We start from the raw sequence: 15,044 nt of genomic DNA, 5'->3' as shown, positions 1-15,044 counted from the left end.
GAAGGGTTTTAACTCTACTATGCTGAAGAATTTTTGTCTGCTTTCTCAGAAGGTAAAGTAATTCTGATTCACTTTCGGTGATTTCTACATCTATAATTTTTGGCATATACTAAGATAAGTTTTTTTTGAGTAAATTAACAAACAGAACCGTATAATAACCTGATAGAAGTTTTGGTATTCCTGATGTCAAATTTGAACTCTTGATGGATGCTTCAATACTCCTGTAGCTCGATTTGAGTCTCCTGTTGGAGAAATAGTACTCCTGTTGCTCAATTTAGGTTTCCTGTTGGAGAAATAGTGCTCCTGTTGCTCAATTTGGGTTTCCTGTTGGCAAAAACACCCTCCTGTTGCAAAACAAGTCAACTATTGTAGGGCTTACAGCATGTTTGCCTTTTATTTATTGATACAAAAAAGGGTCACGACCTGTCGCAACCCTACCTAAAAATTATTGAAGTTTTTTTTATTTCAACAAAACACCAATTTTAAGACCAGCCGTTATAGTCAGTGGAGTATCCGAATTGGCACCCGAAAAACCATAATGATAGGATTCGTAGTCATTATCCTTACTAAATCCATAGCCCAAACCGAAATACATATCCAAAAGAAAAATGTCATTAAAAACATATTGCTTTCCTACAATAATATTGAAAGCCGCAGCCCAGTTCGATTCTCTGTCCTCACCATTGCCCCAATAACCATTGTAATAATCATAGCCATACTCACGAGAATAGATAGAGAAGGCAATCTCAGGTTTCACATATGTTCCTTTTAAAACATGAGCATAACGCATGCCTTTCAAATAAAAATCAGGACTCTTTATAAATTTCATCCCAAACTTCGCAAAAGCACCTCGGGGATTCTCATCGTCATTATCAACACCCAAACCAATTATTCCCAAACTCACTTCCCAGCTTCTTGAAGGTCGGATTAGTTTTTCATATGATAATGTGGTGTTTCCGGTTAATGGAGCCAGAAAATCTACTTTGATGGCGTGTTTTTTCTGATTTTCATAGGTTTCCTTTCCGTAAAGAGAATGAGAAAAGCTCAGATCTTTCCCGTTTTCCAATATAATTTTAAGAATGTCGTTTTTATCGATTCCAAACAGAATGTCATTTGAGGTTTCGGGGATGATGTATTTTACTTCATCGGTTAAAACTTCCTTAACCTTGCATACAATGGTATCCTGATTGGTTTTTACAATTCTATCCTGAGCACTAAGCTGAAAAGAAGAAAACAAAAGAATTGGCAAGAGGTATTTTAAATGATTCATACTTGGTTTATTTAGAGTTTAATCTTGTTATTTATTGATGCAAAAATTCAATCTTACGTAAATCTTTGCGAATTTATCAAAATAAAATTGGATTAATGTTAATAGAAGTTTTTTTTAATATGGATCAATTGTCTATTTGTATTGATTATAATTAGCAAATGAAATAATCCCTGACAGTTCGGATAACCGATTTTAAGTTTAGCGACACTATACATCCTTTCTGGAACAATAATATTTTGCTGCAAACAAAAAGGTCACGATATATCGTGACCTTTTTTAGTATAGGTATGTTTTGTAATTATTCTGCAATTGCTTCCGTATCGTTAATTCTATCGATCAACGATTGAGGCAGTTTCTTTTTTACTTTGGCACCTAACTCACGAATGTTCTCCGCTCTTCGAATAAGGTTACCACTTCCTTCGGTTAACTTATTCATTGCCGTAGCATAAGTCTTTTTTGAAGTGTCCATTTGTCTGCCTAAATTGATCATATCCTCAACAAAACCAACTAATTTGTCGTAAAGCAAACCGCCTTGCTTGGCAATTTCCAATACATTTCGGTTTTGCTGTTCCTGTTTCCAGATCGAAGCAATGGTACGCAAGGTTGCCAGCAAAGTTGATGGACTCACAATCACAATTTTGTTGTCCCACGCATAATTAAAAAGCTCCTGATCGTATTGCACTGCCATCGCAAAGGATGATTCAATCGGCATAAACATGAGAACAAAGTCAGGCGAGTTTATTGCCGCAGAGCTTTGGTAATGTTTCTCGGCCAATTCTTTTACGTGAGCTTTCATCGAAACAATATGTTCCTTTTGGAACTTTTCGGCATCCACATCACCAATTGAATTTATAAACCGTTCGTAAGCAATCAGCGATACTTTCGAATCAACAATTACGTGTTTCTCTTCCGGCAAATGAATGATCACATCCGGGCGAATGGTTTGTCCTTCACTGTTTTGCATCACCACTTCGCGGTCGTATTCCTGACCTTTGGTTAAGCCCGACCGCTCCAATATTCGCTCCAGAACCACTTCACCCCAATTTCCCTGTTTTTTTACATCACCTTTTAAAGCTTTGGTCAGGTTGTTGGCTTCATCACTAATTTTGGAATTCAGATCGTAAAGCTTTTTCACCTCTTCCTTTAGGCTGATCTTATCACGCAGTTCCCTATCGTAAGTTTCCTCTACTTTTTTCTCAAACGACATCAGTTTTTCCTTAATCGGACTCATGATGTCACTCATGTTTTTCTGATTCGAAGAAGTAAATTCTTTGGTGTTTTCCTTTAGTATTTTGGTGGCGATATTCTCAAATTCGGTAGTGAATTTCTTCTGAAGTTCTTCCAACTCTTGTTTTTGAGTTGTTAGGCGTTCTTCCAAATTCTTTCGCTCGGTGGCGGATATGGAAACAGAGCGGGTCAAATTCTCATTCTTCTGACGCTCCAGATTCATCGCCTCGTTTACTTCTGTTTTCTCCTTTTGCAGATTATTGGCCCGTTCTTCCAAAACCGAAAGTTTGTGCGAAAGCTCACTCTTTTCGTTGATAAAAGCGTTTTCCTGTTTCAGCAGCTCTTCCCGATGCAAAGCCGACTGTTGTCCTGCTTTTCTGCGGTAGATAAACCAGGCAATAACCAATCCACAGATTATTCCGATTGCGATGTATACTATTTCCATTTTGTATTTTTGTTTGTAGTAACGCAGCATGCTGCGTTTATACATTGGTTTTTGAGGTGAAGTGGAGAATGTTATTTTTTTAACCACAAAGTATGTTGTGCTCTTAGTGGTTAATTTTAGGTTTGTCGTATTCCTTAAGCTCCATTTTTTCTCCATCGAATACAGCATAGGTAAAATGAGTTATCCAATCGCCGGTGTTGATGTATCGGCTTTTACCGTTTAAATCGACATTAGATGGCCAGTGCCGGTGTCCAAAAACAAAGTAGTCGAAATGTTCCTTTTTCAATTCATCTTTGGCAAACAGAATCAACCATTCTTTATCTATGCCTCTAAAGCTGTCGGCCTCTACTTTTCCATCTCTAAGTCTGCTGTGTCCCGACCATTTATGGGCCAGCCAAATTGATAAATTAGGATGGATACGGGCAAACGACCATTGCAAAAAACGACTGGTAAATATCTTCTTCAGTAGTTTGTAATTCTTGTCGAAGGGGCCCAATCCATCACCATGCCCAAGAAAAAACTTTTTCCCTTTAATTTCGGTTTTTACGATATCCCGATGTACAATCACACCAATTTCGGTTGGTAAGTAGTCGAACACCCAAATGTCGTGGTTGCCGGTAAAGAAATGCACAGGAATTCCAGAATCAGTAATTTCAGCAATCTTACCCAGTACACGAGTAAAACCTCTTGGCACAGCACGTTTGTACTCAAACCAAAAATCAAAAATATCTCCCATCAGATAGATGGTTTCTGCATCATCCTTCACCTGATCGAGCCATCGCACAAACAATTTTTCGCGCTCGCGGTTGTTTCGTAAAGCAGGAGCTCCTAAATGTACATCCGATGCAAAGTATATTTTTTTGTTTTCGATCATTTCTGTCTAAGACAAATGGTTTGTAATTGTCATTTTTTTCTCCCCTTCCCCTTTTAAAGCGAAGGGGTTGGTGAATGAGGTTTTGTGTAAATCTACTTCACGTATTCGGCAATTTTTTCTTCAAGAGCCAAACCAAAAAGATTTTTACCAACAATCTCACCTTTCTGATCCAACAGGTAGTTCGATGGTATTGATTGAATATTGTATAGTCTGGTTGCCATAGCACTTCCGTTTTTTAAATCGCAGACATTAGTCCAGTTTAACTGATCTTCTTGAATGGCTTTAGTCCATAGTTTTTCATTCTGATCAACAGAAACCTGATAAATTTCCAGTCCTTTTTTGTTGAATTTATCGTATATCTTCTTCAAGTTTGCATTCTGTTTGCGCGAATTGGCATCTTGAGACGCCCAAAAACTTAAAACAATAAATTTACCTTGTAAAGAGCTAAGGGTAACTTCTTTTCCTTTTGCATTAGGAAGAGTAATATCAGGAAAACTACTTCCTTTTTCTTCAATCAGCTTAGATATTTTAAGGTTGACCATACGTTTTTCAAGATCGGCAAGATTACTTAAAATTGCTTTGGTATAATCATGTTCAGGATACAAGGCTTTCATCGATGAAGCAACGATTTTAACAAATTTGATGTCGTCGTTTTCGTTTAAGGTAAAAGTCTTGTCATCTAATTTTTGATACAAAGCCATATAGCTCGATAAAGAGGTGGCATTTTTCATGATGAAATTAATTGAAAATTCTCTTTGGCTTTGAAGAGCTTTCACGTAATCTGCCAATAAGTTTTGCGAAATGCTGGAGTAGTTCGGATCAGTCTTTTTCTCTTCCAGTTCTTTACGAATAGATGCAAGCTGATCCTTGGTCTCATTCAGTTTATCGTTTAACTCCTTAACTAATTTAGAGCCTTTGGAGCCTTCAACAATGTAATTTTTCCCCATATTTTCACTTTTGCTGTAAACAAGAATGCTCTCGTTGGCTTCAGCTAAAAGGGTAATTAATTTTCCATTCGAAAGGCGCAGCAGATAAAATTCGGGTTGGGTATTTTCCACTTTAAATTTAAATCGACCTTCTTCATCCAATGTAGTTGAGTCCAAAACTTCAACACCAGTAGTATTCAGTCTGTCAAAATACAATACTTTACCATCTGCATGATCAATTTTACCTTCTACTTTAACTAGGTCTTTTTGACTACAAGCCCAGAATAAAAGTATCGGAAGGGCTAATAATAATTTTTTCATATGATTGGTTTTCGTTGGTTACATTAAACAGTTTTTTCGATTTTTATCCGAATGAATATTTACAGCCGCTTATTTAGTAAGTGATCCTCATAATATTACCATAGAAAAAGGAAATGAATTTAATTATTTCATAATTCTATTCGGAAACTAAGCGGGAAATTTACTAATAATTTCCTGTTTAATCATTATTATTCCCTTCCCGGATTTAATTTGTTCCTCGTAAAAAACATGTCTCATATATGCCTTGCAGACGAATCCTTTTATTTCAAACATTCGCATGAAATAGAATTCGCTTACCTTTAGGCTGAGTTTGTTCCTTAAATTTTCATATTTTTGCATCAAGAAATAAAGATGAATTCTCAATTGTATGGCTCGAAAAGCTGGGGGAGAGGTGGAGACGAAAGAGAATGCTTTGATAGAATAATTTTGCCGGCACATGAAAATATATACGGATTTAAAAGATTTTTCCGCAATTAATCCAGTTGTAACTATAGGTACCTTCGATGGGGTGCACCTTGGGCATCGAAAAGTGATTCGCCGCTTGCAGGAATTGGCTCAAAAAGTAAATGGAGAAACTGTAATATTCACTTTTTATCCTCACCCGCGACTGGTTTTAAATACAGAGGACAATGGCTTGCGTTTAATCAATACTTTGGAAGAAAAAAAGGTGTTGCTCGAAGTTGCGGGTATCGATCATTTAGTTGTTTATCCATTTACAAAAGAATTTTCCAAATTAACTTACATTGAGTTTGTCGAAAAGATTTTGGTGAAACAACTGGGAATGAAATATCTGGTGGTTGGCTACGATCATCGTTTTGGGCACAACCGGGAAGGGAAATATGAAGATTTAAAGGTTTTTGCCGATCAGTTAAACTTTAAAATAGAGCGTCAGGATGTCTTGAATATGGATGCTATAAATGTTAGCTCTACAAAAATAAGGAATGCCATTGCCGATGGTGATATTCAAATGGCAAATAAATATTTAGGTTATCGGTTTTTTATTAAAGGAGATGTTGTTAACGGAAAAAAATTAGGACACACCATTGGATTTCCAACCGCAAACATTGATCCTCAGGAAAGCTATAAGCTGGTTCCAAAAGACGGCGTTTATGCCGTAAAAGTTGATGTGGATGATAAACGGTATTTGGGAATGCTGAATATTGGTGTTCGCCCAACCGTAAATAATCAGTTGGATAACCGGTCTATCGAAGTTCATATATTGGATTTTAATCAGGATATCTACTTCAAAAATATTACGATTCATTTTTATCAGCGCATTCGAAACGAGCAGTTTTTTGCTTCGCTTGATGAGTTGAAAGCTCAGTTGGCGAAGGATAAATTAGAAGTGATAAGTCTGTTGGGATAAATAAGTAACACAGCTAAAAAAACAACCCCGAAGAAATTCTTCGGGGTTTTGTATTTAAATGCAACAGCTAGTTACTTGTTTTGCCGGCTACGTCCATTTTTATCTGATTCTGATGATTACTTCCCATTTGTGTTTCCTCATGTTTTGTCTGAGGAGTGGAAGTGTTTACTTCCTTTGCGGGAATTCTCATTCCATAAAATGAACGGTACACAAAGAACAAACCAATTACTAAGAAAACAGCTCCAATGTAAGGGGCGTAATTTATGTTTCCTGTTTTATCTGATTGAACAATCAGTTCAATGGCAATTTCGGCAGCCAATAGTCCAAATAAAGTAGAAAACTTGATGATCGGGTTCAGGGCTACCGATGATGTGTCTTTGTATGGATCACCAACAGTATCACCAATAATTGTAGCATCGTGTAATGGTGTGTTTTTCTCCTTTAAATCAACTTCAACCACTTTTTTAGCATTATCCCACGCACCGCCTGCGTTGGCCATATACATGGCCTGAAACAAACCAAAAATGGCAATGGAAATCAGATAGGCTACAAAGAAGTTCGGACTAAAGAAGGCAAATGCCAGTGTCAGGCATAAAATTACGGCAAAAATGTTCCACATTCCTGTTTGTGCATACTGAGTACAAATTCTCACAACATTTTTTGAATCTTCAATGTCGGCTTCTGTCTTGTCCAAATCAATATTCCTTTTGATGTATTCAACTGCACGATAAGCTCCGGTAGTAACAGCCTGCATGGATGCGCCCGAAAACCAGAAAATTACAGCCCCACCGGTAATCAAACCAAGAATAACAGATGGATCGGTCAATTGAATTTGCAGCAATGATTCACCATTCGAGAGAATAGTTCCCTTAAGCAAAAGGATAATTGCAAAAATCATTGTTGTTGCACCAATAACTGCAGTACCAATTAATACGGGTTTGGCCGTAGCTTTAAAGGTATTTCCGGCAGAGTCATTCTCTTCTAAATTGTGTTTGCCACTTACAAAATTAGGTTCAAAACCAAAATCATTAAGAATTTCTTCTTTAATGTTTGGAATCTTTTCTATCTGTGATAGTTCAAAAACCGATTGAGCATTATCGGTTACAGGGCCATAACTGTCAACAGCAATGGTAACTGGGCCCATTCCCAAGAAACCAAAAGCAACTAATCCAAAGGCGAAAATTCCAGGATAATCGCCAAATATGGCAATGTCTTGAACGGTGTAAAATGCAGTTGCCATCAAAGCCATCATTACCATACCTTTCCAAAAAGCAGAGAAATTACCGGCTACCATTCCCGAAAGAATCGTTAAGGAGGCACCGCCTTCCCGGGAAGCAGTAACCACTTCCTGAACATGACGGGAACTAGAACTGGTAAATGCTTTGGTTAATTCCGGAATAACCGCAGCAGCAAGTGTTCCGCAGGATATTATTGTTGAAAGTTTCCACCACAATCCTTCAGGCAGATCTGATATTAGGATGTCGCTGACTACATAAGTTACAACAATTGAAATAATCGAAGTAATCCAAACCAAGGAAGTCAATGGAGCTTCAAAATTAAAACGATCAGCTTGACTGTACCTTGCTTTTGCAATGGCTTGATTTACCAAATAAGCGAATACCGAAGTAAAAATCATCAGAACGCGCATAGCGAAAATCCAGACAATAAGAGTTGATGCAAAACCAACGTTTGGCATTAATCCGGTTTCACCAAACATCAAAATAATGAAAGTAATTAATGCAACACCGGTAACACCATAAGTCTCAAATCCATCAGCAGTTGGTCCAACACTATCACCAGCATTATCACCGGTACAATCGGCAATAACTCCAGGATTACGTGGGTCATCTTCACCAATTTTGAATACAATTTTCATTAAATCGGCACCAATGTCGGCAATCTTGGTGAAAATACCACCGGCAATCCGCAGAGCCGAAGCTGCTAATGATTCGCCAATAGCAAAACCTACGAAACAAGCACCGGCACTATCACCGGGTATAAACAGCAAAATAGCAATCATCATGATTAGCTCAATGCAAATTAAAAGAAGACCAACACTCATACCTGCCTGCAACGGAATAGACATTACATCAAAAGGCTTTTTCTTAAGCGCCGCAAAAGATGTGCGGCTGTTTGCGTAAGTATTTATCCTGATTCCAAACCAGGCAACTCCATACGATCCTAATATTCCCAGTACAGTCCAAAGCAGAATAAGCATAGTTTTTGGAATGGATACATGAGCTAAACCAATAAAATAATAGGAAATTGCAAAACCAATAATCAGAAAAAGAATAATTAGAAATTTGCCTTGCTGCAAAAGGTATGTTTTACAGGTTTCGTAAATAATGTTGGAAACCTTAGCCATTGAATGATGTACGGGAAGATTTTTAATTCTATTAAATTGAATCATTCCGAAGAATAAGCCCAGAACGATAACTACAATGCCATAAAATAACAAGTTCCAGCCATTTATGCCACCAAGTCCGTCAAAAATGCTCTGTCTTAAATCGGGAACAACCAGGTCTGCTTCACTGGCAAAACTTGCGAAAGGAGTTAGTAGTACCCCGAACACTAGTAGTAATAATGCTTTTTTCATAGGATAGAGATTAATTAGGTGAATTTCCTATCAAATTATGCATTATTGTAAAGTGAAACAAGACTTTATGGAATTACTTTTTTAAAAAGTAAACTTTATTATATTTTGATTGTATCCTGAATTTCTTATTTTTAACGTGTGAAAATTAGTTCCTTAGGTTAGGGAGCTATTGTTTTGGAATTAATTTAATTGCGGACTTTTAGAGTGTTGTTACCGGAGTAGTAAGTATTTCTATACTCTTTTAATTTGTACTTAGCCTCTGAATCATTAAAAGGCCATCCACCGGTCAACAAACTAAATTTACTTCCGCAAACAGGACATTCTGCGTAGGAACCTTCAATTTTCAGATGTTCTTCTGAATCTTTATCATTGGTGCAGGTTGCATCAAATACAGAAAATTCAGAGGTGCTTGTTCTTACTACAATAAATCCATGCCCGTTATATCCGACAGATGCGTCTATTTCATCAAAGTAAAGGGCATTGCCAACAGAATTTAGTTCGCTGTAAAAATTAAGATATATTGTTCCGTTAACTGGAACATAGGGGATGATTTCATCAACATTCGTATCTTTACTGCAGGAACAAAAAGTGATGTTTATCAAACAGAAAAGGAAAAAAAGTGGTAAATTTGATTTATTGTGACTCATTGCAGTTGGTTTTACTCTTTATATAACGTAATGGTTGCCGTTATTAGTGCAGGCATTCGCAAAATTAAGCTTTTAAATTAATTTTAACAGGATCAGTATGGACGATCATTGGGGGAATATATTATACTATGTTATCGTGGCACTCTTTGTTATTGTTGGTGCTCTCAAAAAAAAGAAGCCGGCAGCTGTTCAGCCTCCCGATGATGAGGAAATTCTTCAACGGTCGGAGCCTGAAATTCAGGGTGGATTCGAATCACTTTTTGAGAGCTTGTTGGGCAACGAAATACCCAAACCTTACGTTCAGCCCGTAGAAGACAAAACTCCCGAACCTGTGGAATCAGTGATGGAAGAATATACAAGATTGCAGAATATGAAGGCGGAGGACCGAGAAGAGAAAAAGAATCCTGTTTTTGCTGATTTAAAATCAATCTATAGTGAGAGTAAGGATGAGAATGAGTTGGAAGAAGATCAGGAAGAAGAAATCGATTGGCGCCAAGCCATTATTTACAAAGAGATTTTAGATAGAAGGTACACCTAAAGCAAAAAATAAAGTATACTTTTATTGATTCCTGTTATTTCATGCAGGAAAGGGTTCATTTATACTAAATTTGTATATTTGCATCCGGAAGAGTTTCGAAAAATCGAAATTCTTTTTGTTTTTTAGATCGTTGTCGATCAAATAGATTAGAATTATAAGAATTTAAATAGGAGGGAATTATGTCTGGTTATTCATATGTAACAGCCGAAGGACTAAAAAAACTAAGAGCAGAAGTGGAACATCTTGAGACGATCGAACGTCCTAATATTTCCAAACAAATTGGAGAAGCAATCGACAAAGGAGACTTGTCGGAAAATGCCGAGTACGATGCTGCAAAAGAAGCTCAGGGTTTATTGGAAGCCAAAATTTCACAATTAAGAAGTATTCTGGCAAACAGCCGGGTAATTGATGAGACTAAAATTGACACGTCAAAGGTTCAGATGATGACTAAGGTTACCATTAAGAATCAAAAAAATGGTGCTGTAATGGCTTATACTTTAGTATCCGAAACGGAGGCTGATTTTAAGAAAGGGAAACTATCAATCAATACACCAATTGCCAAAGGTTTAATAGGTAAGGTTATTGGTGATGTTGTTGAAATTCAGGTTCCAAATGGTTTAATTCCATTTGAAATTATAGATATTTCGTTATAATTACAACGGGTAAAAATCAGAAACACACGGATATGGCTTCAATTTTCACAAAAATAGTAAATGGCGAAATTCCTTGCCACAAAATAGCTGAAGATGAGAACTATTTTGCTTTTTTGGATATCAGTCCTTTGGCATTAGGTCACACTTTGGTAATACCAAAGCAGGAGGTTGACTATATTTTTGATTTGGATGATGATGTTTTAGCAGGACTAAATCTTTTTGCCAAACGCGTAGCAAAGGCAATTGAGAATACCATTGTATGCAAAAGAATTGGAATTGCTGTTATTGGTATAGAGGTTCCGCATACCCACATTCATCTGGTGCCGATAAATAATGTTGGAGATTTAAACTTTGCGAATCCAAAGTTGGAAATAGCATCGGATAAGCTGGCCGAAATTGCCGCAAAAATTAGAGAGAATTTTTAAATAGAATCAATTCTTCCAATAGAGATATCAGCCACTTTTTAAGTGGCTTTTTTTGTGATTCAATTAAAAATTATTTGACCCTGTCCGGATTTTTCTTAACAAAATCAGCCCAGGATTTTGGTTTACCTGCAGATGCAATGGCATTGCTCTGAAAAAAATGACACATTGCTATTGCAATGGCATCCGTTTCATCTGAATTTTGTGGGAATTCCTTCAGATTAAAAAAACGTTGAAGAACGGTTGCCAGTTGTTCTTTCGAAGCCAGTCCGGTTCCGGTAATCGCAAGTTTAATTTTTTTTGGTGCGTACTCAAAAATGGGAATATTGCGATGCAATGCTGCTGAAATTGCAACACCTTGAGCCCGGCCTAATTTAAGCATTGATTGAATGTTTTTTCCAAAAAACTGTGATTCAATAGCTAATTCATCGGGTTTGTACTCATCAATTACCTGCAGTGTACGTTGGAAAATTTTCTGAAGTTTAATGTAGGGATCAGAAATTTTTTTGAGATCCAAGACACCGGAAACCAGGATTTGCGGTTTTTTGTCTGCAATTCTTATTAGTCCGTAGCCCATTAGATTGGTGCCGGGATCGATTCCCATTATTATTCTGTCGTTACTCAATTGAATTGGTTTTTCGAATAAATTTTTGCAGTACAATACCCAAAATGATTAGGACCAGTCCTGCAAGAGTACTAAGATAGATAGATTCTCCGATAATAAGATGAACAAACAGCAAGGAAACAAACGGACTTAAAAAAACCAGATTGCTTATTTTATCTGTTGAACTTGTCATTTTTAATGCTTTTAACCAGAATACAGCTGCAATTCCACATTCTACGACACCGATATATACAGCAGCTAAAATACTTTTGTTGTCAGGCATGCGAAATTCAGAAAACAGGATGATAGATATCAGGATATAAAGAAAGCCAAAAGCCATGTTCAAAAATAGTTTACCCTTTTCTTCTCTTAAATCGCGAACATTAAATAACCAGAACAGAGCCCAAAATACGGAGCTGGAAAGAGCTAATAGTACTCCAAAGGTATTTGGGGTTTGAATGGATGTGAATGAACCTTTGTTAGCAATAATCACAACGCCCGAAAAACTTACCAATATGCATGAGATACTCTTCCATCCAATTTTATGTTTTAATAAAGGGATCGAAAGCAGTACCAAGGTAATTGGCCAAATGTAGTTCAGGCTCAAAGCAAATTGAGCAGGCAGTATCGAGTAAGCTTTTAAAAGCACCAAATAGTATAGAAATGGATTTAAAAAGCCCAATCCTGCCGATCGAATATAATCTTTTGTGCTTCCTGAAAAAGTTTTTTGTAATTGAGATGTGAATAAAAGTAAACAGCCCAAAAAAAGCACGGCTATTCCCGAAGAGATTAGCAGAAGATGAAGAAAATCCATTCCGCGTAATGCAATTTTAAATGCTGTGGCTACTGTTGACCAGCAAAAGATTGCTGACAGGGCGTAAATGTATGCTTTCTTTTGCGTATCCAAAGTCTTGGAAATTATGCTTCTTCCAGCAAGGATGAAAAACTCATTACCTGATTTCTGTATTTTGCTTCGAAAACAGCTTTGGCTCTTGGCTCGAAACTACAGTGATACTTAGTGAATAATTCTTTGCTTTTGAACAGAAGTTGAAGTGAATAGGTTAAACCTTCATTTTCTGTTGCAACCATTACTTTGCAAAAATAATTGGCGGAAAAAGTTCCCGTTTCTTTAAGTAAAGGGATAAATTTTATTTTCATCCATTCACAAAACTCTTTCTCCATAGAATTTTCGATCAAATAGCTGGTATTGTATATAATCATTGATTGTTGTCTTTAGTTTTTGCAAAGGTATTTAAATTTCACTTTCTTAAATCATTTAATTTTTTTCGGGCTTCAACAGAGTATATGCTGTCAGAATATTCAGTCACAATATTTTTGTAGTTCTCCATGGCTTTTTCTGTTTCGTTTAACTTCTGAAGCAGTTCTCCTTGTGTGAACAATGCCTTTGGCGCAAGAGTTTCGTATGGATGTTCTTCTATAATTTTGGACAAGGCCAAAAGTGCTTGTTCTGTTTTATTTGTTTTGATGAAAATTTCATATTTCAAAAAATAAACTTCATCAGTTAGTGAATGTCCCGGATTATTTTTAAGCAATTCATCCAGCTTAAGAAGGGCTAAAGAATCTTTTCGCTGATACATCAGAAATTCTGCTTCAGCATAGATTTTCATAGCTGTGTAGCTTGTATCTAAAGTAGTATTGTCACTAATCAATTGCGATAGGAAAATTGCATCGTTGGCTATTAGTTTCGAAGTACTTCCTTTTAGTGCGTCCAGCTGAGCTTTGGCCCATTTTAATTCGCCCATAAAGTAAGACACTTTGGCTTTTTTGAATTTTGCTTCGAAGCCGATCGTGTTGTTTTTGTTTGATTTTTCGATTTGTGAATACAGTAGAATTGCATCCCATTTTTCGTTGGTAAATAACTTGATGTCTGCCAGTTCAAGTTTTAATTCCGATCTGTTTTGTTGGCTAAGTCCTGAACTTGCCAATGCTTTTTCTAATAGTTCGGTTGATTCTGCCGTTTGATTCAAAAAGAATGAATTGATGTGTGCGTATTGTATTAGAACAGAACTGTTCTGCAAGGCAGTATTTTCTTCCGAAAAGAATTTTTTATATCGTCCGGAAAGCTCAAGCCAATCAGATTTTGAAGTTGAATTTTGTTTTTGAAGCAGAAGATAACGGGTTTCCAAATCACCAACGCGTGCATTTAAATAATTGGGCGATGAAGATCCTTTATCAACAACATGTTGATAACATTCAAGAGCAGTTTTAAAATCATCATTTGTTCTTGCAGCGCTTGCTAAGGATAGCAGGCGGGAACCATCTTCTTTTCCAATTAAATCTATCGATCTGGCTTGTGTGAAAGCAGCCTGAAATTGTTTTTTCTGCATAAAATACCATTGCAGCAATTCCTTAAGGCTGAGGTTTTCAGTTTCAGTTTGTATTTTTTGCAGCAATTGATTTTTGAGAATGGGATCCAAACTTGAATTGATATCCTGAAGGAGTGCGGATTGCAAATGGTTTTCTACAGTTTTTATTTGTGTTGGATCAACTGAAAGTGCCAGCAGGTATTCCGAAACCATCTTTTCAAAATCTCTCTGCGATAGGAAAATAGTTGCCAGTTCCATGTGAAAGAGATGCTCCTGATTGAGAAGTTTTCTGCCAATTTCGTATGTTTTAACGGCGAATTCATATTCGCGTTTTCTTACGAAAGTGTTAGCAATACTAGTGATTTCACTTCTGACAGGAATCAAGTCTTTTAAAACCTGATTGTATTGAGCCAGACTTTGATCATTTTCTCCTGCCGTTTTATAAACAAATCCCAGATCAATTAAAAAGCTTCGGTCGTCCGGATTTTTTTTAATTTCCTTTTTTATCGATTTCTCTGCTTCCTGATAATCTTCAAGTTGAATTAAGCAATCAATATAGTAGTTGAAATAAGTTCTTGACCGTGTAATTTTATGCAGGTTAAAGAATAGGGAAGATGCCGGTCTGTATTCTTTATCACGAAAGTAGTTAAAAGCCAGTTGACTTTCTGTTTGAATGTTGTTTTGTGAATAGCTGTATTCAGATCCTAAGAAGGAAATCAGAATAAGAAAGCTTACTATGAATTTTTTCAAAACCAGTTTTTTAAAGATGATACTCTACTCAAAAATATAAAAAAGCCCGGTTGTTTCGAACCGGGCCATAAAATTAAG

The 15,044-nt window shown here is 36.6% G+C and carries 14 protein-coding genes; 4 read left to right on the top strand and 10 right to left on the bottom strand.

Translation table 11 applies throughout. From position 1 onward, the window contains the following. Positions 1-460 precede the first annotated feature (460 nt). The 4 genes from BZG01_RS15630 to BZG01_RS15615 all read right to left on the bottom strand — a co-directional run bounded on the left by BZG01_RS15630 (position 461) and on the right by BZG01_RS15615 (position 5,063). Entirely contained in the window at positions 461-1,270 is an 810-nt protein-coding gene (locus BZG01_RS15630; RefSeq protein WP_101310774.1) for a hypothetical protein, read from the bottom strand. A gap of 298 nt (positions 1,271-1,568) precedes the next feature. Continuing rightward, positions 1,569-2,987, bottom strand: a complete 1,419-nt coding sequence (locus tag BZG01_RS15625) for a DNA recombination protein RmuC (RefSeq protein WP_218973134.1) — start codon at positions 2,985-2,987, stop codon at positions 1,569-1,571. A gap of 58 nt (positions 2,988-3,045) precedes the next feature. Beyond that, entirely contained in the window at positions 3,046-3,816 is a 771-nt protein-coding gene (locus BZG01_RS15620) for a UDP-2,3-diacylglucosamine diphosphatase (RefSeq protein ID WP_101310773.1), read from the bottom strand. Positions 3,817-3,908: 92 nt separating this feature from the next. Continuing rightward, complete coding sequence (locus BZG01_RS15615) at positions 3,909-5,063, bottom strand: TlpA disulfide reductase family protein (protein ID WP_101310772.1); 1,155 nt, start codon at positions 5,061-5,063, stop codon at positions 3,909-3,911. Between the two features lie 436 nt (positions 5,064-5,499). Between BZG01_RS15615 and BZG01_RS15605 the strand changes: the two genes are divergently transcribed. Further along, positions 5,500-6,429, top strand: a complete 930-nt coding sequence (locus BZG01_RS15605; RefSeq protein WP_101310770.1) for a bifunctional riboflavin kinase/FAD synthetase — start codon at positions 5,500-5,502, stop codon at positions 6,427-6,429. A 67-nt stretch (positions 6,430-6,496) separates the two neighbouring features. Here the strand turns inward: BZG01_RS15605 and BZG01_RS15600 are convergent, their stop codons facing one another. Both BZG01_RS15600 and BZG01_RS15595 read right to left on the bottom strand, forming a co-directional pair. Next, positions 6,497-9,025, bottom strand: coding sequence for a sodium-translocating pyrophosphatase (locus BZG01_RS15600; protein WP_101310769.1), 2,529 nt, complete (start codon positions 9,023-9,025; stop codon positions 6,497-6,499). Positions 9,026-9,210: 185 nt separating this feature from the next. Continuing rightward, on the bottom strand, positions 9,211-9,672 hold the full coding sequence (locus BZG01_RS15595; RefSeq protein ID WP_101310768.1) for a Rieske (2Fe-2S) protein: 462 nt from the start codon (positions 9,670-9,672) through the stop codon (positions 9,211-9,213). A gap of 97 nt (positions 9,673-9,769) precedes the next feature. Here BZG01_RS15595 and BZG01_RS15590 point away from each other — a divergent pair, with 97 nt between their 5' ends. From BZG01_RS15590 to BZG01_RS15580, 3 genes are all read left to right on the top strand, one after another. Then, entirely contained in the window at positions 9,770-10,210 is a 441-nt protein-coding gene (locus tag BZG01_RS15590; protein WP_101310767.1) for a hypothetical protein, read from the top strand. Between the two features lie 179 nt (positions 10,211-10,389). Then, positions 10,390-10,863 carry a transcription elongation factor GreA gene (gene greA, locus BZG01_RS15585; protein WP_101310766.1) on the top strand — a complete coding sequence of 158 codons (474 nt, stop codon included), beginning with the start codon at positions 10,390-10,392 and terminating at the stop codon, positions 10,861-10,863. A gap of 32 nt (positions 10,864-10,895) precedes the next feature. Further along, positions 10,896-11,288 (top strand): HIT family protein, encoded by a 393-nt coding sequence (locus BZG01_RS15580; protein WP_101310765.1) that lies wholly within the window; start codon positions 10,896-10,898, stop codon positions 11,286-11,288. Positions 11,289-11,358: 70 nt separating this feature from the next. On the opposite strand, the gene ruvC is transcribed toward BZG01_RS15580, so the two are convergent. From ruvC to BZG01_RS15560, 4 genes are read right to left on the bottom strand one after another with little or no spacing between them, the layout of a single operon-like run. Further along, positions 11,359-11,910, bottom strand: a complete 552-nt coding sequence (gene ruvC / locus BZG01_RS15575) for a crossover junction endodeoxyribonuclease RuvC (protein ID WP_245870393.1) — start codon at positions 11,908-11,910, stop codon at positions 11,359-11,361. Further along, on the bottom strand, positions 11,903-12,796 hold the full coding sequence (locus BZG01_RS15570) for a DMT family transporter (protein ID WP_101310763.1): 894 nt from the start codon (positions 12,794-12,796) through the stop codon (positions 11,903-11,905). Before BZG01_RS15570 ends, ruvC begins: the two co-directional genes overlap by 8 nt. 11 nt (positions 12,797-12,807) lie before the next feature. Further along, positions 12,808-13,110 (bottom strand): DUF4286 family protein, encoded by a 303-nt coding sequence (locus BZG01_RS15565; RefSeq protein ID WP_101310762.1) that lies wholly within the window; start codon positions 13,108-13,110, stop codon positions 12,808-12,810. Between the two features lie 38 nt (positions 13,111-13,148). Beyond that, complete coding sequence (locus BZG01_RS15560) at positions 13,149-14,966, bottom strand: tetratricopeptide repeat protein (protein WP_101310761.1); 1,818 nt, start codon at positions 14,964-14,966, stop codon at positions 13,149-13,151. Positions 14,967-15,044: the final 78 nt, after the last annotated feature.

This window comes from Labilibaculum manganireducens (assembly GCF_002843385.1).
Lineage (GTDB): Bacteria > Bacteroidota > Bacteroidia > Bacteroidales > Marinifilaceae > Labilibaculum > Labilibaculum manganireducens.
The sequence above is the reverse complement of the archived record's forward strand: the minus strand, read 5'-3'. Positions and strand labels throughout refer to the sequence as shown.

What these genes read in the sequence shown, in the direction of transcription:
- BZG01_RS15630 (WP_101310774.1), bottom strand. Translation starts at nt 1,270, where the DNA reads ATGAATCATTTAAAATACCTCTTGCCAATTCTTTTGTTTTCTTCTTTT.
- BZG01_RS15625 (WP_218973134.1), bottom strand. Translation starts at nt 2,987, where the DNA reads ATGTATAAACGCAGCATGCTGCGTTACTACAAACAAAAATACAAAATG.
- BZG01_RS15620 (WP_101310773.1), bottom strand. Translation starts at nt 3,816, where the DNA reads ATGATCGAAAACAAAAAAATATACTTTGCATCGGATGTACATTTAGGA.
- BZG01_RS15615 (WP_101310772.1), bottom strand. Translation starts at nt 5,063, where the DNA reads ATGAAAAAATTATTATTAGCCCTTCCGATACTTTTATTCTGGGCTTGT.
- BZG01_RS15605 (WP_101310770.1), top strand. Translation starts at nt 5,500, where the DNA reads ATGAAAATATATACGGATTTAAAAGATTTTTCCGCAATTAATCCAGTT.
- BZG01_RS15600 (WP_101310769.1), bottom strand. Translation starts at nt 9,025, where the DNA reads ATGAAAAAAGCATTATTACTACTAGTGTTCGGGGTACTACTAACTCCT.
- BZG01_RS15595 (WP_101310768.1), bottom strand. Translation starts at nt 9,672, where the DNA reads ATGAGTCACAATAAATCAAATTTACCACTTTTTTTCCTTTTCTGTTTG.
- BZG01_RS15590 (WP_101310767.1), top strand. Translation starts at nt 9,770, where the DNA reads ATGGACGATCATTGGGGGAATATATTATACTATGTTATCGTGGCACTC.
- greA (WP_101310766.1), top strand. Translation starts at nt 10,390, where the DNA reads ATGTCTGGTTATTCATATGTAACAGCCGAAGGACTAAAAAAACTAAGA.
- BZG01_RS15580 (WP_101310765.1), top strand. Translation starts at nt 10,896, where the DNA reads ATGGCTTCAATTTTCACAAAAATAGTAAATGGCGAAATTCCTTGCCAC.
- BZG01_RS15565 (WP_101310762.1), bottom strand. Translation starts at nt 13,110, where the DNA reads ATGATTATATACAATACCAGCTATTTGATCGAAAATTCTATGGAGAAA.